At 38.5% G+C, this 22,086-nt stretch carries 18 protein-coding genes and 2 pseudogenes; 14 read left to right on the top strand and 6 right to left on the bottom strand.

Annotated elements, in window-relative coordinates; all coding sequences use genetic code 11:
* Positions 1 to 388 precede the first annotated feature (388 nt).
* Positions 389 to 1,121, bottom strand: a pseudogene (locus tag J7E81_RS24745) (transposase); the annotation flags it as partial.
* A gap of 285 nt (positions 1,122 to 1,406) precedes the next feature.
* Positions 1,407 to 1,559 carry a hypothetical protein gene (locus tag J7E81_RS24740; protein ID WP_215046495.1) on the bottom strand — a complete coding sequence of 51 codons (153 nt, stop codon included), beginning with the start codon at positions 1,557 to 1,559 and terminating at the stop codon, positions 1,407 to 1,409.
* 35 nt (positions 1,560 to 1,594) lie between these two features.
* On the opposite strand from J7E81_RS24740, the gene J7E81_RS24735 reads away from it, so the two are divergent.
* Both J7E81_RS24735 and J7E81_RS24730 read left to right on the top strand, forming a co-directional pair.
* Positions 1,595 to 2,215, top strand: coding sequence for a phage antirepressor KilAC domain-containing protein (locus J7E81_RS24735; protein ID WP_308162275.1), 621 nt, complete (start codon positions 1,595 to 1,597; stop codon positions 2,213 to 2,215).
* A gap of 110 nt (positions 2,216 to 2,325) precedes the next feature.
* Entirely contained in the window at positions 2,326 to 3,060 is a 735-nt protein-coding gene (locus tag J7E81_RS24730; protein ID WP_215046491.1) for a DEAD/DEAH box helicase family protein, read from the top strand.
* Between the two features lie 1,280 nt (positions 3,061 to 4,340).
* Here J7E81_RS24730 and J7E81_RS24725 read toward each other — a convergent pair.
* Positions 4,341 to 5,360 (bottom strand): DUF3231 family protein, encoded by a 1,020-nt coding sequence (locus J7E81_RS24725; RefSeq protein ID WP_215046489.1) that lies wholly within the window; start codon positions 5,358 to 5,360, stop codon positions 4,341 to 4,343.
* Positions 5,361 to 5,613: 253 nt separating this feature from the next.
* Positions 5,614 to 6,174, bottom strand: a complete 561-nt coding sequence (locus J7E81_RS24720; RefSeq protein ID WP_215046487.1) for a recombinase family protein — start codon at positions 6,172 to 6,174, stop codon at positions 5,614 to 5,616.
* Positions 6,175 to 6,701: 527 nt separating this feature from the next.
* On the opposite strand from J7E81_RS24720, the gene J7E81_RS24715 reads away from it, so the two are divergent.
* Both J7E81_RS24715 and J7E81_RS24710 read left to right on the top strand, forming a co-directional pair.
* Entirely contained in the window at positions 6,702 to 7,013 is a 312-nt protein-coding gene (locus tag J7E81_RS24715) for a hypothetical protein (protein ID WP_215046485.1), read from the top strand.
* A 372-nt stretch (positions 7,014 to 7,385) separates the two neighbouring features.
* Positions 7,386 to 7,961: a hypothetical protein gene (locus J7E81_RS24710; protein ID WP_215046484.1), complete on the top strand. Its 576-nt coding sequence runs from the start codon at positions 7,386 to 7,388 to the stop codon at positions 7,959 to 7,961.
* Between the two features lie 520 nt (positions 7,962 to 8,481).
* Here J7E81_RS24710 and J7E81_RS24705 read toward each other — a convergent pair.
* Positions 8,482 to 8,631, bottom strand: coding sequence for a hypothetical protein (locus tag J7E81_RS24705; protein WP_215046482.1), 150 nt, complete (start codon positions 8,629 to 8,631; stop codon positions 8,482 to 8,484).
* A 1,254-nt stretch (positions 8,632 to 9,885) separates the two neighbouring features.
* Between J7E81_RS24705 and ltrA (J7E81_RS24700) the strand changes: the two genes are divergently transcribed.
* Positions 9,886 to 11,877, top strand: coding sequence for a group II intron reverse transcriptase/maturase (gene ltrA, locus J7E81_RS24700; RefSeq protein WP_215046481.1), 1,992 nt, complete (start codon positions 9,886 to 9,888; stop codon positions 11,875 to 11,877).
* Between the two features lie 589 nt (positions 11,878 to 12,466).
* Positions 12,467 to 14,180, top strand: a pseudogene (gene ltrA / locus J7E81_RS24695) (group II intron reverse transcriptase/maturase).
* A 231-nt stretch (positions 14,181 to 14,411) separates the two neighbouring features.
* Here ltrA (J7E81_RS24695) and J7E81_RS24690 read toward each other — a convergent pair.
* Entirely contained in the window at positions 14,412 to 14,867 is a 456-nt protein-coding gene (locus tag J7E81_RS24690) for a MerR family transcriptional regulator (RefSeq protein WP_214718041.1), read from the bottom strand.
* A 591-nt stretch (positions 14,868 to 15,458) separates the two neighbouring features.
* On the opposite strand from J7E81_RS24690, the gene J7E81_RS24685 reads away from it, so the two are divergent.
* The 8 genes from J7E81_RS24685 to J7E81_RS24655 all read left to right on the top strand — a co-directional run bounded on the left by J7E81_RS24685 (position 15,459) and on the right by J7E81_RS24655 (position 21,929).
* On the top strand, positions 15,459 to 16,685 hold the full coding sequence (locus tag J7E81_RS24685) for an MFS transporter (RefSeq protein ID WP_215046479.1): 1,227 nt from the start codon (positions 15,459 to 15,461) through the stop codon (positions 16,683 to 16,685).
* Between the two features lie 84 nt (positions 16,686 to 16,769).
* Complete coding sequence (locus J7E81_RS24680) at positions 16,770 to 17,489, top strand: SDR family NAD(P)-dependent oxidoreductase (protein ID WP_214809356.1); 720 nt, start codon at positions 16,770 to 16,772, stop codon at positions 17,487 to 17,489.
* A gap of 83 nt (positions 17,490 to 17,572) precedes the next feature.
* Positions 17,573 to 18,553 (top strand): aldo/keto reductase, encoded by a 981-nt coding sequence (locus J7E81_RS24675; RefSeq protein ID WP_215046477.1) that lies wholly within the window; start codon positions 17,573 to 17,575, stop codon positions 18,551 to 18,553.
* Positions 18,554 to 19,224: 671 nt separating this feature from the next.
* Entirely contained in the window at positions 19,225 to 19,980 is a 756-nt protein-coding gene (locus J7E81_RS24670) for a carboxymuconolactone decarboxylase family protein (protein ID WP_215046475.1), read from the top strand.
* Positions 19,981 to 20,106: 126 nt separating this feature from the next.
* On the top strand, positions 20,107 to 20,418 hold the full coding sequence (locus J7E81_RS24665; protein WP_215046473.1) for a Dabb family protein: 312 nt from the start codon (positions 20,107 to 20,109) through the stop codon (positions 20,416 to 20,418).
* Positions 20,415 to 21,044, top strand: a complete 630-nt coding sequence (locus J7E81_RS24660; RefSeq protein ID WP_215046471.1) for an NAD(P)-dependent oxidoreductase — start codon at positions 20,415 to 20,417, stop codon at positions 21,042 to 21,044. Before J7E81_RS24665 ends, J7E81_RS24660 begins: the two co-directional genes overlap by 4 nt.
* 63 nt (positions 21,045 to 21,107) lie before the next feature.
* Positions 21,108 to 21,230 carry a hypothetical protein gene (locus J7E81_RS31000; RefSeq protein WP_285292048.1) on the top strand — a complete coding sequence of 41 codons (123 nt, stop codon included), beginning with the start codon at positions 21,108 to 21,110 and terminating at the stop codon, positions 21,228 to 21,230.
* On the top strand, positions 21,231 to 21,929 hold the full coding sequence (locus J7E81_RS24655; protein ID WP_215046501.1) for an SDR family NAD(P)-dependent oxidoreductase: 699 nt from the start codon (positions 21,231 to 21,233) through the stop codon (positions 21,927 to 21,929).
* The last annotated feature ends 157 nt before the right edge of the window (positions 21,930 to 22,086 follow it).

The raw sequence follows: 22,086 nt of genomic DNA, 5'->3' as shown, positions 1-22,086 counted from the left end.
TGAGCCTTTGAAAAAGGCTCACTACTCCAACAGGTCAGCAAGCGAAGCGCGGTAGGGTTTTTAATAAAAAAAGTTTCAATTTATTTTGTCCGTTTTCTTGACGTAGTACCATTGCGGGTATAGATTTGTCCCTTTAGAACAAACAAAAAAGGAATTAAAATATTGTGAATGTGGTTGTCCAGTTCCTTTTCTTAATGGAAGAGGATATTGTGTAAATTGCAAAGAAGAAGTATATAGTTCTGATTTGGGTAATTTCTAGGTATGTGAAACCGTCATTAATGACGGTCTCAGATTGTAGACAAAAGGCATCCGGATGTGCCAATCTGGGTGTCTTTTTGTTGTTTTTTTGCTCGTAAGAGCAAAAGTTATGCCTATCCTATGTCTATTATTACGCCATTTCTGGACTTTTCCATGTCCAATTGGCCATCTTTTTTAAATTCATGGCAGCAAAAGTAAGCATCGCTTGCATGGACAATTTTTTTAGGCCTCTTAAGGTTGTCCAACGCATACCATGCTTTTCCTTGGCATCTGCAAAAACACGTTCAATGGTTTCTTTGCGTCTTGCGTAAATGCTTTTATTCTCTTGTGTAGAACGAAGATATTCGGCTTCTTCTATATGGTGTTCCCAGACATGACGCTGAATGAGTTTTTTATGTTCCATACTCTGCGTGCATTTTGAAAGTAAGGGACATTTTTCACATTAATCGGATTAGAGAAGTATTGACGGTAGCCTTCCTTCGTCGTAGTTGCATACTTCAATACTTGTCCTTGCGGACAGATATAACAATCGTAGTATTCATCATAAACATATTCATATTTTTTCATGTACCCCTCTTTCGTACGAGGGCGAGTATAAGGTAAAGCAGGCGTCATATCATTTTCAAATATGTATTGGGAATAGCAGGTGTTTTATATCCAGCATCAGCAGCAACAGCAGAAGGTTTTCCTTGTTTCTCGATTACCTTTTCCAAAAGTGGTCCGAAAATGACACTGTCATGGACATTCCCAGGCGTTACAATTGCCCCTAATACAAAACCATTTCGATCAGCGGCGGCATGGAATGAGTATGCGAACTGTTTCGTACGCTCGTCTTTTACGTAATAACCACTCTCAGGGTCAGTCAAGGTAACGGGTTCGGTTGACGGGGAGAAAACGAAAAAAAGTAAAACAAATAGTAAACAAAAAGGGAGCTAATAGAACTTTTAAGTAAAGACCCTAATTAAAGACGAAAAATTATAGAGGGGAGCTGCTTAGATTATAGCAGATACTCTTTGAACTTAGGAACTCATGCCCCCTGTGAAAATTAATTATTAACAGAGCTTATCTAATAAAACAAAAAACGTTGGTTCCACTTAATGGGACAACGTTTTGCAATTTAATTCATATAAGAATCAATACAATAAATTTCAAGTTGAAACTAACTTATTTGAACCATCCAAATAAATTAGGGTTCCGTTTTCCTCCGTAACATCATTTTGCAAATTATTAATAAGCTGCTCATTAAAATTCATAAATTCTTCACCATAAATATTTCGTAAAATCGTATTAACCTCGTTCATTTCTGGAAACTTACCATATATATTTCTTATAGGTAGTGAAGCAGATATTACTTCGTTATTGTAGGTTTGACTGTCTCCCATTCAACTTAGGGGGCTTAGAAGGAGAGGCTAACTTTGTAAATGAATATGGTTTGTATAACCTAATACTTGGTAGTCGTAAGCCTGAAGCTAAAGCCTTCAAGCGATGGATTACCCACGAAGTTATTCCAACAATCCGTAAGCATGGTGCATACATGACGGATGATGTATTAGCTAAAACGTTAGATGATCCAAATTACGTGATAGGTTTATTGACAAACTTGGCGGAAGAACGAAATAAACGATTGAATGCAGAACAAACGCTTACCTTACAGGCGCCAAAAGTAGAGGCTTATGATTTGTTCCTAAGTGGAGTGAATACAATGACCATCACTGAGGTCGGCAAATGTTTTGGTTTCAGTGGAATTAGATTATGTGAATTCTTACGAGATGTAGGTGTTCTTCTAAAATGGCCGTGCAATGCTCCAGCACAGAAATATCTGGATAAGGGTTACTTTAAGGTAATCTTAAAAAAGGATGACAGAGGTTACCACTTTAACGTCCGTCAAACAAGGGTGACAGCTGCTGGTGTAGACTTCTTAAGTAAGCTTTTAAAGCGTTACGGAATGGTTGCATAATCATTCAATGGTGAGATTGTCAATGCGGCAGTCTCCTTTTTTATATTTACTAATCGATTAAAATATGGAGGAAGATATACGTGAATAAAATTGTTAAGGTGATCGATAGTATGATGGGAACGGGAAAAACTAGTTATGCCATTCAGATGTTGAAGGAGGCGGAAATTGATCAAAAGTTCATTTACGTAACACCTTTCCTTGACGAAGTCCAACGTATTAAACAAGAAGTCTATAATAGGGACTTCAAAGAGCCTGACGCAATGCACGGATCTGGAACTAAACTAGAGTTGTTAAAAAGGCTAATAGGGAATGGTGATGACATAGTAACTACGCACGCCTTGTTTGCAAAGGCAGATGACGAGTTAATTGATTTACTGAGCTGGTCAAATTATACGTTAGTAATGGACGAAGTAATGGAGGTGATTTCTCAGTTACAGGTGCGTAAAGGCGATATTAAAATGATGCTAAATGGAGGAGCAATTGAAATAACTGAAGGAGGTAAAGTTGATTGGAAGGAACATCCGAGGTTCGATACTACATTTAGCACCGTTCGGGATTATGCTATTGCTGGTAATTTATATCTAGTAAATGACGTTGTATTTGTCTGGAGCTTTCCAGCAAAGATATTTGAATTATTCAATCAAGTTTATATTATGACTTATATGTTCGTTGGACAGTTGCAGCGATATTATTATGATTTGCACAACATAAAATACGAATATTTCTCTGTTATTAAAAAAGTGGAGAGATATGAACTTATTCCCAAATTAGAAATCACAGAAGACCATTCAAGACTAAAACAGCTGATTAATATATACGAAGGTAAGTTGAACGATATTGGCTAAAACAAGTTTTCATTGTCTAAACAGTGGTTTCTTAACTCTCATAATACCGCAAACTTGAAGCAGTTAAAGAATAATTTGTACAATTATTTACGAAAATCTCCATGATGTAAAGGCTGAAAGAATTCTATGGACAACATTCATGGATAATAAGAAAAAAATAGAAGGGAACGGTTATAGAAAGGTAGAGTCAGAAAATAGTTCAACATTTGAAAGAGGTAAGGCATGTTTCACAGCGTTTAATTTACGTGCCACCAACAAATATAGGCATAAGGACGTATTAGCATTCTGCTTGAACCGCTATATGAACCCTATCGAGAAACACTTTTTCGACCAACAGAACGTTAAAGTTGATGAAGACTTATTGGCGTTATCCGATCTATTGCAGTGGATATTCCGCTCTGCCGTTCGAGAAGGGAAGCCCGTCCATATCTATATCCCAAGCCGTAGAATGCGTGATCTGCTAAAGAAATGGTTGAATAACGAACTACAGTGCAGTAACGCCAGTCATTCTAGTGACGTTTATTCTCTAGTAGTCTAGCAAGAGGGCCGTGCTAAAATCGTCTGAAAACCCAGTTGTATCAAGGGTTAGAGGCGTATAGGTCTTAAGAGAAAGTATATGACGTTATAACCTTCGCCTGACGGCTCGGTGATGTAACTAAAGCATATTAGCTTCAGTAACATCTATAAAATACTAACGGTGTAGTTTTAATAGAAGACTGCCTAAGCAGGATTCAACTGAGCGTCAGCGAAGTTTAAGACGTCTTACGATTAAATGTTAAGCCAGCAAGTATAATTACGTTGTTTGTACAGAAGTTAACCATTGCGTTGTGAATGTCCATCTACAATGTACAGGATTTTTGATTAGCTTCTGATCCGACTCATCGACGGCTTCCATCGATTTATAGAAATACACTTGATGCAGCTTGACCGAAAATGGCGTTCCTGGAAACCTCGGGGTCTATGGATTAGCGAATACACAACCTAGATGTACCAAGCGTTTGAAAGGTGTTTTAGGATATGGTGTAAAGTAAAAACACTTGACAATATGACATTGAAAACGTCACTTATGGTAAAACTTCGAGGAGGCGACTTAACTTACTTTATTACGATAAAGCGTTGTTAAAACTGGGTTTCGAGATATCTACCGTGCTTTAATACGCTGAAGGATACGATGTTATCAATACCGACCAGAAATCCAGTGACAGTAACTAGACTAAATTGTCGTATCCCTAAATAAGAAAAGGCGACACCCTTATTGAAGTAACAGTCATAAACTTTAATTATTCGGTGTCTTTTGTTTGGGATAGTTTTTGTTTATCGGTAGTTCCAGGTGGTTGTTCTAGCCATTTGTTATCAATCATGATGTTAACTCCGTCCTTTGCATACTGAGCGACTTCTAGCGATAAGCGTTCATAATTTAGAAAAAGGTCTGTTCTTTGACTTGCCGCCGCTGCAGTTGCGTAATTTCCTGAACCAGTCGCACTTAACAATACCATATGAGACATGGTTAATTTGTCTGAGAATGGCGGTGTAGTTGAATTTGTTATAGCAACATCTGATGAAGCTGGTGGTTGTATATCATTGTCGAGTAGAGTTGCAGAAAAAATCTGCACATGCTTTTTTGAAATATCGTTACCTCTTAGCATCCACTTTTGTATATTTTTTCTCGGTGATGTTTGAGCAAAACTAATAGAAAGATGACTACCTATTAGATTGGTTTGAATGTTCATATAAAGATGAGATATTTCAAGTGAATTTAAAGGGCGTTGCTTACTGAAAAGAGAAAAACCACTTAAATAACTTTTGCTATCTACGTAATCAGTCTTTGTTGGGTATACAATATACGGTGCTCTTACAAACAATCCTTTAGAAAGTGCGACATCAGAACTTCTGTCGAATAAATCGGACGTTTCTTTTAGTCCTTCCATAAAATAACCCCTTACATCTTTTCTTGCACTCATGGAAACGAGTCCACTATAAGCAAGTAACCCAGCCTTTGCCATGTGGTTTATGTAAGTCAGCATAAATGAATCAGTATATAGGCGAGGAGCATTTAAATTGACATCTTCGTTAGTAAATCCTGTTGGTAATGGCAAATCTTCTTCTTCGAAAAGATGAGTTAGTTTTTCTATATGAGAAACTGTAAGATCATATGCAAATTGTATAATAGGCCTTATATCTGAGTCTTCAACATGTACTAGAAAATATCCAAGAATGCACTTAGCCATACTATCGTTCATATAGCCAGTCCAAGTACTAGCGATTTCTGACGATGTTAGGCTAATACGGTTTTCAGTCATATTCCGAACTCCTTCAAAAAAATATATATAGGTATATTCTTTTCGAATAAACTTGTTTTTATGTAGCCTAAGATGACCAAATACATATACGAACACCTTCGATACCTTGGGGACTCGGAATGGTGATCCAACACTCTAGGAAACATCAACTGTTCGGAAGGCACTACCAAACGTCAAATAAGCGAATTCATATAAATAGGATAAAACCTTTGCCAGATATGGTAAAGGCATTTACAGGAGAAACATTTCTACATCATTCTGTTGCTTGTAACTTCTTTTTGGATCGGATCAACGTACTTTTCGATATTCCGGTTAAATCCTCAACTTGCGTGTAAGAGTGTGTCGCTAACAACTGTAAAGCATGATGAATTTGCTTCTTTGTGAATTTATTAGGTCGACCTTCTCGAAAGTCTTCACGTTGCCTGGCGATTGCCTTACCTTCTTGTGTCCGCTCTACGATCATATCTCTCTCAAACTCTGCGAAACCGCTCATAATCGTTAGTATTAACCTTCCAGTAGGCGTGTCCTCGACCAATCCCATATTCAAAACGTGCACCTTTACGCCTCTTTCGAATAACGCTTTTATAGTATTAATTGCATCGACAGTTGAACGAGCAAAGCGGTCTAATTTCGTGACTACCAGTGTGTCGCCTTCTACTAGTTTTGAAAGAACCTCTTTAAACTTTGGCCGCTCTGCCTTCGTACCTGTAAACTTCTCAAAGTAGATTACGTCACAACCTTCGTTCTTTAACGTTCGTAGCTGTGATTCTAAGTCTTGCTGGATCGTGCTCACCCTGGCATAGCCATATTTCATTGTTTTTCCCCCTCTATTTATGAACCTAAGTAATGACACTGTTTGATACCTTGATAATACTGCCTTTTCATTCCGGTGTCAAAACTTTTAAGTTATGAAACTATTTAGGGTATCAGAAGGAGTACGGGAAGCCACCCTATCACAAGACAGACCCACCCTTAATATAGCCTTATGCCTGGTGTAACGCACACACGATCGTAAAAACTTGGAATCCTGAAGGTTCAAAACGCATAGTAGCCCCAGAAAATGTGTTTATTAACTCCATAACTTGTCCCTTTCAAATCCCTTACTTTTTGCATTTACTATATTGATTGAAAAATTATAAATTTCGAAAGGATGTGTTTTTTATAGCGACTTTACGTACGGGACCTTTTCTTATTCCTATCTTTACCCATCATCCACCAAGTCCCTGCAATATTGTAATCGTAACACTCAGTAACCAGACAAATCGGACTCTAACCGCCACGGTACGAATCGACCAAGTTATTTTTCCTCCGGGGCCGCTTGTTCCTCCGGAACCAATAATCGTGCTGGTACCTCCGAACCCTATGACCTTGCCTCCAAACACGGCTGGGGGGGTTGCTGTTCCTGTATTCACTCCAATTCCGATCACAGACACCACTGCAACAGCATCAGGCGATCCACGTGCTTTAATCGTTACAGTAAGTGGAGATGTTGAAGAATCAGGCGATCTCATTGAAGTCAGCGTCACAGGCGGATTCTCATCAGATGGTAGTTCACTTGATGTCTCAGAACCGACTATGTTCTTCCGACATGAAGACTTCGTGCAAGTTCATGACGAACACCATCATCACCACCATGATGAAAGCAGCAGCTAACATTAGAATAAGCACGTAAGATCGTTTCTAGCGTACACAGCGGTCTTTCTTTTTGGACAAGGGGGAGCCACCCTATCACGAACAAAGCCATGAGGCCATATAGCACTATGCCTGGTGTACCGCACATTCGAGGTTCAAATTTCGAATCCTTGACGAGCTGGATAGGAAAGATACCCCCTTTTCCACAAAATCAGTCGGGTCAAATACCCAAATCGATCAAAAAAATTTTTTTCGGAATCAGAAATCTCGGGGGTGTTGTTAAACTAACTGTGCATTACTAGAACAACGGTAATGCTTTTTTCTTATTCGAGTAACTGGGCATTTAGTTGAACTACACATTTTTTAAATTATGGGAAGCAAGGTTGTGATTGTATGTTTCAAGAGGGGTTTCCAAACTATTTGAGAGATGATGTTACTAAAGCGGTTGGATTGATACCAAATAAAACTTATAATAATGTCACTATTGGTGTGTCTCAGGATATTATTCAATATTTTCAAGATAATAACGTAATTAGGTTTCCCTATCGTATCTACTACATTGATAGTTCAGATGAAGTTATAGACAATTTAAGTGAACGACAAAAAATGATTTTGCATTGCATATATTCAAGAAGTTGTGATGGACTTGTTCGCCAAAGGCATATGTATTCGTTGCTTCAGATGGATTATGAAGATTGGGCTATTCCTTATATCGTAAAAATCTGTGATGAATATGTCGTAGAAATATTAGAAATGACTTATGATATTTTAAAAGAACAGGATACAGAACGGATTAAGAAATTTTGTATTGAAAATATTGAGGCGTTTTGCAAAAGCTATAATAGAATGATTAGCTATTGGAACGAATATTACAGATATAAATACAATAATTTCCAACAATATATTGGTAGAAAGTTATTTAGAGATTGTTTTGGTTACTCAAAATCAATGGAACGCAGGAAAAAATAAGTTTGTGAAACAATACACTTTAACTAACTGGGTGCAAGAGTTGCAGATCAAGCTGTCATAATGATGAGTTATAACTATATCGTAAATAAAATTACGACCAAGAATGAATGCACTTAATAATATAGGCAAATATCTATTCCTCTTTCAACATGGACACATACATTATTTTTGAAACAATTTGAGGAGGAGATAAAAATGGAAAGAATGTTTGGAATGGGTATGGGTGGTTTCCCTGGAATGGGCATGGGAGGTATGCCTGGATTTATATAGGCAGTTTCATCAGAATGGATATACCATTATGCTATAACCTAATTTCCAATATTTTGTTATGTTAGTGGTTCTTTTGTGATAAAACAGAGCTGTCGATTAGGCAGCTTTTTCTTATGCTACTAACTGGCAGTTTATTTGAAAAAAGAAAAAAATTAAAAGATGACCATTTAATGCAAAGGGTGACAAAAAAAAATAAACCGAGTATCTTTTGGCTTATTTCAAGAAATGTTCTATAAGGTTTTTTAAACATCTAATTCTCTTCTTCTCCCAAGACGCCACACGCTTCAATTAATAATTTTATATCATTTTGAATCAATTCTTTGACTTGTGGAATATCGCATTTTGAATAATCATTTTTTAATCGTTCAAGTTCACGGAGAAAGATAGGAATTAGGTTCATTACAAATAATCATCCTCGGTAAAAAATTAGCCAAGAGCTTCAATCCCCTGACCAAATTTAATTGTAACACGCAAACTCCCCCACTGTAAAAATTACTAATTATATATGGAAAAGAAATAGGAACTAATCATTTAAGTCTATATTCAACTAACGGGTGCGATTGTTGTGCGAAATGTTTCTAACTTAAATTGAGAATGGTCACATTATTCAGGTAAAGGTTAGACAGTTCCTTACGGAACTGAAGGGTTATATCGAAGAATCAAATGATAGAGTAACGTCTTGAAGGGTTCTCTCTGAGTCGAATAGCACTAGATTTAGTAAGAATAATAGTGTTATAAGCTCGGCAAAAAGGCGTAAGAATTTACCGTATCAGTTTGGCTGACGAAAGCCTACCCGCGGGGGTGGTGTAAATCATGATGCTTGAGTTGAATGAATATGGTGAGAATGTGAATAAACCTAAAATAAAAGGTTAAGCTGACGAACTTCTGAATGGTGCGAGACGTTGTTCTCAAAAATAAGGCTAATAACTTTATAGGGAGAGAACCGCTCTGAGTAGCTCAAATAAAAGTTACAAAGAGAACAACTTTTTCGATGAGAGAATGAAAAGATAGGGTAACGCCTTGAAACTTCTCCAGTAAGATACCCTAACCTCCAGTCGATTGCAGTCGGCTAGGGCAACCATAGCTGGGTAATGAAGGTAGAAACTACCGAAGTGCCGATAAGGTAACCGAAAGCCAAAGGGAGTAATAAACCCAATGGAATTGTAGTGAATACTCTCTGTCGTTTAAATATGGTGAGAATGTCGTACCAACGGCTGACGAATCTCTGAAGGTAAACCTCGACAGAAGTACGATTTAGAAATGAATCGGGCGTGAAAATATCGCTTGTCTAAAGGATTGAAATTTTCATTCGGAGAGTAAATCCTAACGCAGTTACAGGCTGCGGAGCTAGACACGGGGAAAAGGAGACACCTAAGTTGAAACAATGATAATCGGAAAGGAACGTCGGAAGCTGTCAACGTTGCTCGTTAGAGCGAGGGGCACTTCAAGTTAAACAGGAAACGTGTAAACGAGGGAACTGTTTTTAATGACCGATGAAAGTAGTGGCACAACCCATGATGGCTCTTGTAATGAGAGAAGGAGGAACAGCCACAAGTCGAAAATTATGGAAGGAATATCCATCATTCAATCCTTGCATGGATTCTGGTGAGACTCAAAAGGTCACCTAAATTCTCGTGAAGGAAGGTGATAGACCATGAATGAAAAATCTGAGGACAGGATACTTAAGGACAATAAAAACAGGTATGCAGAGTACTATGGTATGCAAGCAGTGTTTGATGAATTGTACATAAAGTCTAATGAAGGGAAAAAGTTTAAACATCTCATGAGAATTATCACGTCAAAGGATAACATCCTTCTTGCTTACAGAAATATTAAGCGAAACAAAGGAAGTTACACACCTTCGGTGGATAGAATAACTATTGAGACGATTGAACGGATGTCCCAAGACCAACTTCTAAAGAAAATAGAAAATCGCTTTAACAACTACCAACCAAGCAAAGTTCGCAGGAGGGAAATTCCAAAACCAAATGGGAAAACGAGACCGCTCGGAATACCATCGCTTTGGGATAGACTCATCCAACAATGTATATTGCAAGTCTTGGAACCAATCTGTGAAGCTAAATTTAACACTAGAAGCTACGGTTCTAGACCAAACAGAAGTGCAGAACACGCTATCGCAGATGCAAACTTCAAGATAAACCAAACAAACCTAATGTATGTGGTTGATGTGGACATTAAAGGTTTCTTCGATGAAGTAAATCATGTAAAACTGATGCGTCAATTATGGACGCTCGGGATACAAGACAAACAGCTACTTATTATACTACGAAAGATATTAAAGGCACCAATACAATTGGAAGATGGGACAATCGTCAACCCAACAAAAGGAACCCCTCAAGGGGGGATACTCAGTCCCTTATTAGCTAACGTCAACCTAAATGAGTTTGACTGGTGGATAAGTGACCAATGGGAAACAGCGAAAACCCGACATAGCTTTAAATATAAAAACAAAGAAGGTAGAACAGGTAGAGACAACAGAGCCTTGAAGAAAACAAAGTTGAAGCCAATGTACATTGTACGTTACGTAGATGATTTCAAAATCTTCACAGCCACACGAAGCAACGCAGAGAAAATATTTAAAGCTGTGCAAATGTGGCTAGAAGAGCGCCTAAAGTTGCCAATCTCAAAAGAGAAATCAAAGGTAACAAACTTAAAGAAGCAAAAAAGTGAATTCTTAGGGTTCACGCTTAAAGCAACTAAAAAAGGCAAAACAAAAATAGGTGCAACAAAGTACATGGCGGAAACACACATGTCCCCAAAAGCAATAAAGACAGCGAAAGCGAAACTAGCTGAGCAAATTAAAAAGATACAAAAAACCCCCAACAGCTCAAACTGCATTAAGGAAATCGCAAAGTACAACAGCATGATAATTGGGATACATAATTATTATGAAATCGCTACGCATTTGAACCTAGACTTGAAAAGAGTAGGTTACGATCTACAGAAACAAATGTACAACCGATTTCCAAAAAGCAAGCCGAACGACAAGTATACTAATGGTTTTACTAGATATGGGGAATATAGGGGCAAAGACAAAGGGATAGTGAAGTATACTAAACGAAAGAACAGATACATTCGATACCTCATGAAAAGTCCAATACTTCATCTCGCCGATGTTAGAAATAAAAATCCAATGATGAAACGTAATACCATCAACAAGTACACTGAAGAAGGACGAAAGTTAATTCATAAGAACCTAACAAACGTATCCGAAACAGAACTTAAATGGTTACGAGAACACCCTATACTAATAGGTAGAGCGACGGTAGAATACAACGACAATCGTTTGTCGCTTTATGTGGCTCAGAACGGAAAATGTTCGGTAACTGGCGAGCAGTTAGATTTATTAGACATGCGTTGTCATCATAAAATACCGTGGCATATAACACGTGATGACAGCTACCAAAACCTAACGTTAATCAAATCAGACGTTCACAAGCTGATACACGCAACAAAAACAGCAACAATAAGGGCTCTCCTGGAAAGACTAAATCTGAATAAAATAGCCATTGAAAAGCTGGATAAATTAAGAGTGTTAGTGGGGAACAATTGTATCAATGAAAAAGAAAATAATTTAGATATTTTCAACAATGAAGTTAGATATGAACAACTAACGTTGTTCTAAATACAAAATAGAAAAATCATAAGGTCCAGAGGAAAAATCATGATTGGATGATAAAGAAAACATAATTTTCGAGGGAGCGCCGTGTGAGATGAAAGTCTCACGCACGGTGTGGGACGAGGGAAAGCTGAAAAGAGAATGGAACTCGGAAGAGTTTTACACTTAGTAGGTTACCTATCGTTATTACGGGTCTAAAGTTACGAACAATAGGAAAATATTGTCTCATCTTACGATGAGGTGAGTGATGTGGAGTAAAAATTGCCTCTCTGAAACACGTTATACCGAACAATGGCGGTATCCAGCTCACAGGCTTACAGGAAGCACCTAAGTTTAGAATAGATAGCTAGGTTATAAGGTACTTGGAAAGTAAGGAACGTTGATTGAAGGGCTGTCACCCGAAACGGTTGCTATAAGTATTATGGCGAAATGCATTTGTCCTTATGAGGGTAGGGGTACGACTAACGAAGCCTCGGTAATAGAGGTGGAGGAACAGCCCCAAGTCTAGCGATAGTTAATGATTATTTTTCAAACGTGCATTGCACCGGTCGGGTAAGAACGTGGGAACATCGCTTCAAAAAGGAATGATGCCACAGTGCAAGCTCTACGGTTTTGGGATTATTACGACATGACCGACACCTTTACAGACTTACATCAACGAGCCAAAAATAAAGAAAAATTCCATTTTCTTTACGACATCATCACGTCGAGGAATAACATTTTATTAGCATATCGCACAATCAAGTCAAATAAAGGGTCGAAGACCCCAGGTTCAGATGGGAAAACCATCTTAGATATTGAGAAACGGACCGAGAACGAATTAATTGAAGAAATACAAAAGCCGCTCAAGAATTATCGTCCTAAGAAAGTAAGACGGAAACTAATAGAAAAAGATAATGGTAAAATGCGACCGCTAGGCATTCCATGTATACTCGATAGAATAATTCAACAGTGTTTTAAACAAGTGCTAGAGCCAATTGCGGAGGCTCATTTTTACAATCATAGTTACGGATTTAGACCTCTACGGTCTACCCACCATGCTATGGCAAGAGTTCAATTTCTCGTTAACCATTCGAAACTTCATTTCGTTGTAGATATTGATATTCGCGGTTTTTTTGACAATATTAATCATACGTTGCTGGTTAAACAACTATGGAATCTAGGCGTTCGAGACAGACAAGTTATTGCTTGTTTATCTAAAATGTTGAAAGCCGAGGTAGATGGAGAGGGCATTCCGACAAAAGGATCGCCGCAAGGCGGCTTACTCTCACCGCTGCTTTCGAACATTGCGCTTAATGAATTGGACCAATGGGTAGCGAATCAATGGGAACTATTTCCCCTTCACAAATCATTCAAGACTAGGGAAGGTGAACTTCTAGCAAAAAAGCGTACTCATTTAAAAGAAGGCTATTTAGTACGTTACGCAGATGACTTCAAAATACTGTGTAGAGATTGGAAAACAGCAGAGAAATGGTATCACGCAGTAAAGCTATTTCTAAAGGAACGTCTAAAACTTGATATTTCACCAGAAAAATCGAAGATTATTAATCTACGTAAACATGAATCTGTTTTTCTTGGATTCGCCATACGCGCAAACCGTAAAGGTAAAAAACGAGTAGCTCACACTTTCGTTCGAACTGAGAAAATACAGAAAATAAAAGCTGAAGCGAAGAAACGAATCGATATACTACGTTCCTAACCAACAGCCCAAAATGCTTTACTCTTTAATAGTTTTGTCTTAGGGCTACATAATTACTTTAACAGAGCGACACACGTCAACTTAGCGTTCTCACGTCTTGCCTATGAAATACGTGCAATGATGTACAATCGTCTTAAGCCTATCGGGAAATATGCACATCCAACGAATCCACCTCCAAAAAAACGTTATTAGCTTCACACAAAGTCTAACACCATTCACGGTGAAAGGTCGTACGCATATTCATAAGAATTTGCATAAGAATATCAAGCAAGAAATAGCTCTATTGATGGAATCGAGCATCCCAACACGCAGTGTCGAATATATGGATAATCGAATTAGTCGATACAGTATGAAGAAAGGAAACTGTGAAATCACAGGACTATTCCTCCAGGCACACGATGTGCACTGTCATCACTATATTCCTATACAATCCGGTGGAAGTGACAAGTTTCATAACCTACGCATCCTACATAAAGATGTACATAAACTTATCCATATGACAGATACAGCTAAGATGAATATACTCATGAAAAACTCGGGGATCACAGAACCGATGCTACAGAAAATTAATAAATATCGGGAAAAATGTAAATTAGAACGAATTAAATAACCTAGGTCAACAAGAGTAACTTGAAACTTATAATTAACAAGACCATCGTTAGATGGACCGCGGAATGCTTGGAAACTGGCACGTTCCGTGCGGAGCAGGGGAAAAGCCGGAGATAACCTCAAACGCTTACCTATTGCTAACGGTTAGTTTAAGTGTATTTCCTCACAAAGTTAAAAAGTCGATGTCCCGATAAGGAACATCGACTAGCAGTATCATTAGTATTAGCAATAACTAATGAGCAATCGGCATTTTATCTTTTGCCAAGGGACAGGATGAATTGACATTTTTATCATTTTGCCAATTGGAAGGGTTGGTATCATCCGGGATTACTTCATTTATAATGTCACGATAGTGTTGTTCTTTATTAGTAATATATTCTGCCATTGATTTAATTTCTTCTAATTGAGCTAGAACCAATTCTTTTTGCTTTAATATTATTTCATAACGTTCCTGAATAGTAGAACCGCCTTCCAAACACAGGTCTACATATTTTTTGATGTCCTCCACTGACATACCACATTTTTTTAATTTTTTTGCTCCTGAAAGCCATTGTATAGAGTCGTCATTAAAAATTCGATTATTATTTTTATCACGTTGTAAACTTGGAACTAATCCCTTATCAGTGTAAAAGCGAACAGTGTGTTGAGTTAAATCAAGTAATTTGGCAACTTCTTTTACAGTGTACATGTTAGCCCTCCCTATATTTCAATGAATTATATAATATTAAATATTTGATTTCGTGTAACACGAAGATAGTAAGGTGATAATACTTTAAATTCTTACGATTGTAAATCCTATATGCTGAACAAAAAAAAGAATTTAAAATTATTGACTTCGTGTAACTCGAATGTTGTATAGTTACAAATGTTCAAAGTTCTGTTCTGTAATTAATCCCATAATAAATCATGTAGGTTAAGGGATCTTTCAAAAGAATTTAAATAGAGAATTACAAAGGAGGGTAATAAAAAGTGATTAAAACTATTGACCTCGTGTAACACGAAGGTGATAAAGTGATAATACTTTAAGTTCTCAAGATTGTAAACCCATAAATACAGAACAAAAAAGTAATTTTAAACTATTGACTTCGTGTAACTCGAAGGTAATATAGTTATACTTGCTTAAGGCTTAATTTATAAAATTCCTATGATTATTCGTTTAATGTAAAAACAATTTATAAGGAAAGCACCTTAAAGAAATATTTTAAGAAAGTTAAATAAACAGTTGCGACAGTATTTTAACGAGCCTGTCACAATCGTTAGATTATTAGGAGGTTTCAGCATGTCCAAAATATCCACCAACTCCGACCGCCGGATGACACCGGCGAAAACAGTCATCTTCGCGATTGCCGCGGGACTGGCCGTCGGGAATTTATATTTGTCTCAGCCACTGTTCCAAATTATCGCCTCGTCTCTCGGTGTCTCATCATCGACCGCTGCAATGCTGGTGACCGTTACCCAGTTTGGATACGCGCTCGGAATATTCCTCCTAGTGCCACTAGGCGATGTTCTTAATTTACGTCGGCTAATTCCGCTGATTCTGAGTCTATCAGCAGTGATGCTTATCGTCTCCGCTATAGCACCGACGTTTTCAGTCCTCCTGGCAGCGCTCGGCGGCTTAGGATTGACCACCGTCTCTGCACAGCTTTTGACTCCATTGGCCAGTGAACTAGCTGAGCCTGAGCGACGTGGACGAGTAGTTAGCACTGTCGCTTCGGGTGCCCTAATCGGTATTCTGCTTTCACGCACTATTAGCGGCTTAGTAGCCGATCTTCTCGGGTGGAGGGCGATATATGAAATTGCAGCAGGTGTCGCAATTATTCTTGCTGTCATACTGTACAAAATCATTCCGCGACTCGAACCACGCGAACATATTTCCTACCCACGTCTTTTAGGATCAGTGTTCACCACCGTGGCACGTCATCGTGCAGTGCCCCCGACGTTGGTCATTTCCGCAGCGAACTTCGCCGTGTTCTCGCTGTTTTGGACATCACTAACTTATCTGCTAACAGCGGAGCCATTCTCCTACTCGGCAGGTCAGATAGGGCTCTTGGGACTTGCTGGCTTGGCTGGTGCACTAGCTGCAAGGCGTGCAGGTGTTTTGCACGACCGTGGGTGGTCCGTTCCTGCTGCAGGAGGCGCCTTAGCGTTACTCGCATTGTCACTGGTTGCGGCTTGGGTAGTGAAAAGTTCAATCATTGGGGTGATAATCGTTGTCATTGTCTTAGACATCGCCACTCAGACCAACCTTGTGTTGGGACAGACCCGTCTCCTCGCTCTTCCTGGTTCTGCACGAAGCCGTCTGAACACGGCTTTCGTAGTGAGTAACTTTCTCGGAGGTGCGATTGGATCGGTTATCGCAGGCCCTCTCTGGGCGTTCGGCGGTTGGACCGCGATCATGGTCGCTGCCCTGGCCATTACCCTCGCTGGCCTCATCATCTGGGCCGCTTTACGAACCCGCCTGTACGACGGCGACTTGATTAAAGGCATGAATGAGCAGCAGTCCTGAAGGGAGGTGGGGCTTCATCGATAATTTGCTGGATTTGTTGAAACAGGAAAATTTGATGAAAAATAAGTTTGGAGGTGAATAAAAATGGCAAAAATTTTCATTTCAGGATCATCAACAGGTCTTGGTGCATTGGCAGCAAAAGAGCTAATTGCTCAAGGAAATGAAGTAGTTTTACATGCACGCAATGAAGCTCGTGCAAAAGAGGCTTTAAAAGAAAATCCAGGTGCCACTCAGGTGGTCATTGGAGACCTAGGAAAGAAAGAAGAAATTCTCTCAGTGGCTAAACAAGTCAATCAATTCGGTCGATTTGATGTCATTATTCATAATGCAGGAGTATACACGCCAGATGCTCGTTTAACCTACACAGTGAATATTGAAGCGCCTTATCTTTTAACTAGCCTTATTGAGAAACCCAAACGGATTATTTATGTCTCATCTGGAATGCATCGCGGTTCTAGATTGAACATTGATCATTTAGAACAAGAAACAGATTATTCAAGTTCCAAATTAGCCTTGTTATTACTGATGAAAGCGGTCAGTCGTTTATGGCCAGATGTGCTTGTCAATGCAGTTGATCCTGGCTGGGTGCCAACTCGCATGGGTGGTGCAGGCGCAAATGATTCTCTTGAAGGTGGCTATTCCTCACAGGTTTGGCTAGCTAGTGGTGAGGATAAAAATGCCTTGAGCTCAGGGAATTATTACTACCATAAGAAGCTTTCTCGTTATGATGAAAGAGTAGAAAATATTGACTTGCAAAATCAACTGCTAGCCAAATTAGAAGAAGCAACACAAATAAAATTATAAAACAAAAATTAAATGGATATTCGAAACGAAAAAAACATAGGAGGATTAAGATTCATTATATCTATTAGAAAGAGGGATAAAAAATGCAATATACAAAACTTGGAAATACTGGTTTAGATGTATCACGGATTTGCCTGGGTACCATGGGCTTTGGTGTAGCAGAGCGCTGGCCCCATAAATGGGTAATTGAAGAGGAGAAAAGCCGACCGGTTATTAAAAAGGCACTAGAATTAGGGATCAATTTCTTTGATACAGCAAATGTGTATGCAGACGGAACGAGTGAAGAAATTGTGGGACGTGCTTTAAAGGATTTTGCCAATCGGGATGAAATCGTCCTAGCAACGAAGGTTTATCATCGGATGCATGAAGGTCCAAATGGTGCGGGGCTTTCCCGAAAGGCAATCATGAGTGAAATTGATAAGAGCCTTAAGAGACTCGGAACGGATTATGTAGACCTTTATATCATCCACCGCTGGGATTACAATACCCCTATTGAAGAAACGATGGAAGCATTACATGATGTGGTGAAGGCTGGGAAGGCAAGATACATTGGTGCTTCTGCCATGTACGCATGGCAGTTCCAAAAGGCATTACATGTAGCAGAGAAACATGGGTGGACAAGATTTGTCTCGATGCAGAATCATTTAAACCTCATATACCGTGAAGAGGAAAGGGAGATGCTGCCACTTTGTAAGGAGGAAGGAATTGGGGTAACTCCATATAGTCCGCTCGCATCGGGGAGATTAACACGTGATTGGTCGGAAACAACGCATCGTTCAGAAACGGATCAAGTTCAAAAAATGAAATATGACGCAAAAGCAGATACTGATCGATTAATCGTAGATCGTGTTGCTGAACTAGCAGAGAAACATGGTGTTCCACGCGCTCATGTTGCACTTGCTTGGCTGCTGCAGAAAGAACCGGTAACAGCTCCTATTGTCGGTGCTACGAAAATTTCCCATATCGAAGATGCAGTAGCTGCTCTTTCTCTTTCTTTATCAACGGAAGAAGTTGCTTACTTGGAAGAGCCATATGCACCGCACGCAATCGTTGGTCATAGTTAATTATTGATAATAAATTATTTGTTTTACACCTGTTTTGAAACGGAGACTAAAAGCAAAAAGGTATAATCCCTTGCAAATATGAGATATTATACCTTTTTTTCAATAGGGAATTTATACAGTGCCTTCAGCTTCTATCGGGCTGCTTTTAAAAATTATTGAGTTCTTATTCAACTACTCTAGTTAAAGCATCTTCAAGAAAATCAAGCTCTAGTTGATTTATTTAAAAAGTTGTAGAACAGAAAAATGCAACTCTTGCTCAAATTGCAATTGTCTGGCTGCTAGCTCAAAAGCCTTGGCTTCCTTACAAGATGCTGCTACCTTAGTCGAATGTGTTGAAAAAGGAATAAAGGGATCTGAAGCATCTGAGGTACTTTTAGAGTATGAATCTCTCCGTTTAAAAAATGCTCGTCAAATTGTGCAATCTTTCAGTCGCTCTTTTGGACGAGAATAGTAGAGTAGGCAAGATTAAAAAGGAATATTAAATTAAACTACCCGATAATGATGGGGTAGTAATACTGGATGAGCTACTATCTTATCAGTTCCAAGAACGATACTTTTCGGAACCTCCACTAAGCTCCCTCAGTACGATTTAATTTTCTCTCGAATACTCGTAACTTTAACTTGATACTTTAGGCAAAATAGAAAAGTAAATCATAAAAGGAGATCTATATATGAACCGTGTTGAAAAGAGCAAGGAAAAATACAAACAACTATTTGGGAATGGAGTACCTGCCGCATACGCTACCGACTCTGATTTTCAAGACATCCTGAGCCGATTTATTTTTGGGGAAGTTTTTTATCAAGGTAATCTGGATGACAAACATCGTGAGCTTATCACTCTGGTTGTGCTTGCGACCAATCAAACATTACCTCAATTAAAGGCTCATGTTCAAGCTGCGCTGAATGTTGGGCTGACTCCGGTTGAAATCAAGGAGGCGGTTTACCAATGTGCTCCATACATTGGATTTCCGAAAACGCTAAACGCCATAAATGAAGTCAATGAGGTTTTCAAATCCAACAATATTACATTACCACTTGAAAGCCAAAAACAAGTTGAAGAAGACAATCGTTTTGATAAAGGTCTTGCAACTCAAGTAGAGATATTTGGAGATATCATTGCAAAGATGCGGGAAGGTGCCCCAGCAAATCAAAAGCATATTCAGGATTATCTTTCTTCTTTTTGCTTTGGAGATTTCTACACCCGTGGCGGGCTTGATTTGAAAACACGGGAGTTGTTGACACTCTGTATCGTTAGTGCGTTGGGTGGTGCAGAAGGTCAAGTAAAAGCACATGTGCAGGGGAACAAAAATGTTGGCAATGACAAGGAAACCTTAATCACCGCCATCACCCACTGCCTTCCCTATATGGGCTTTCCGAGAACACTAAACGCATTAAATTGTATTAACGAAATTATTCCTAAAAACTAAGGAAAGGGTGTTAGGAGGTATCCAACTGTATCGTTATCAATCAATAATTGTCTTTTACTCCCGTGCGGACAATGTCGTCAACTTAAGAACTAAGTTAAAAATATTCAAGTTAAAGGAAGGATTAAAATGATTAGACATATTTTTATTGCACCAATTAAAGAAGGCATAACAGAAGAAAAACTGAATAAAGAAATAAATTTGTTGAAAGCGATGAAGGATAATATTCCTGAAATCATGGATCTGACAATAGGAAAAAATACAGGCTGGGTTGGTGGCGAAAACGCAGTAACGATGGTTGTAGATCTGAAGGATAAAGAGGCGTTTGAAGCCTATATGGTGCATCCGTATCATGTATTCATAAACAGCATAAATGGAACAGAGGATGATTGCTTTGTCACCAGCGGATTATATTCCGCACAAATAGAATATGAGAATTGAAGTTTTATGCATATGGGAAATCAGGACGCACAATTATTAAAGAGGCTGAAAAACGTGGTCATGAGGTATTAGCAGTAGCACACAGAAAACATGATGATGTAGATTATAAAAACGTATTAATCAAAGACATCATGGATTTAACCAAAGAAGATATTGCAGGCTATGATGCCATTATTGACGGAGTAAGTGCTTGGGTACCAGAAACTTTCTACGTGCATACTGACGGTGTTTCTCATATTGCGAATTTGCTTGATGGTAGCAACACACGCTACATCAAAATTGGTGGAACAGGTACATTGTTTATAAATAAAGAGCATACAAAATATTTCAAAGACTGGGAAAACTTTATGGAAGAACTTAAACCATTAGCAGAAGTCTTGGTTCAAAGTTTGGAACGCTTGCGCTCATACTCAAACATTGCTTGGACTTATGCGACACCAGCATTTAATTATGACGTTGAAGGAGAAGCGACAGGTAAATATCATTTTGATGGCGAAGAATTTAGCATTGAGGATATTCCAACAAGCCATATTAGCTATGCAGATTTTGCTAGTGCGCTAATTGATATTTTGGAAAATGGTTCTTATGTTCGTCAAAGAATGACAATTGTTGGTGATGAACAGTAAAAATTGAAAAGTAGTTTAGCGAGTATTCGTGCTTGCTACACTCAGATAATAGGAGCGAAGAAGATGAACAAAGAATTTCTTGATAAAGTTGTTTTAGTCACAGGTGCAGGCTCTGGCACCGGAAAAGAAATTGCGGCTCAAATAAATCCTGTGGCTATTCTAACGCTTTTTCAATCCGTTCAATGAATTCATAATCAGTTTAAGCACCTTAAGAATGCCGAACAAGGAGCAAAGGTTGTTATTATTGGAAGAAATGAATCAACCTTGAGAGAATCTGCCGTACAAAACGAGAATATTCACTATCGTGTAACAGACTTAAGCGTTTCTAGTCAGTTAACTCAGTTAGTGGAACAAGTAAAAAATGATTTTGGTAAACTAGACGTACTTGTCAATAATGCTGGTTGGGCACCAATTACACCACTTGGAAAAATTCAAATGAAAGAATACGAAGCAGCTTTTGACACAAATGTTCGAGGAGTTTTAGATTTAACGCAACAAGCACTTCCTCTTTTAAAAGAAAGTAAAGGAAATATTATTAATATCTCCTCAACCGTAGCTAGACAACCTTTAGCCAATATGTCTGTTTATTCAGCTAGTAAGGCAGCTCTTAAAGCGATGACAAAATCTTGGTCGAAAGAATTGGCACAAGTTGGTATTCGCGTAAATGCGGTAACAGTTGGTCCAATTGAAACACCAATTTATGATAAAACAGATTTGACACCTGAAGAAGCGAAAGCACATCATGATAATGTTGAAAAGATGATTCCATTAGGTTATTTTGGACAACCAGAAGATGTTGCTTATCCTGTCTTGTTCTTTGCTTCAGATAAATCTCGCTTCATTACTGGTGCGGATTTGGCAGTGGATGGTGGAATGCTTGCTTAAATGATGAAGTATATTGGTAGTTTAATCGTTTAGTAAAGAATCAAAGTAGACAAGACTAGAAAAACTTGTCTACTTTGATTCTTTTTATGGATTTGAAGGACGAACTGGTTCTAAATTAAAATGTTACAACCAAAAAATTTAAAACTATTGACTTCGT

The sequence above is a fragment of the Bacillus sp. ISL-18 genome (assembly GCF_018613415.1).
GTDB lineage: Bacteria > Bacillota > Bacilli > Bacillales > Cytobacillaceae > Neobacillus.
This window is presented reverse-complemented; position numbering and strand designations above follow the sequence as displayed.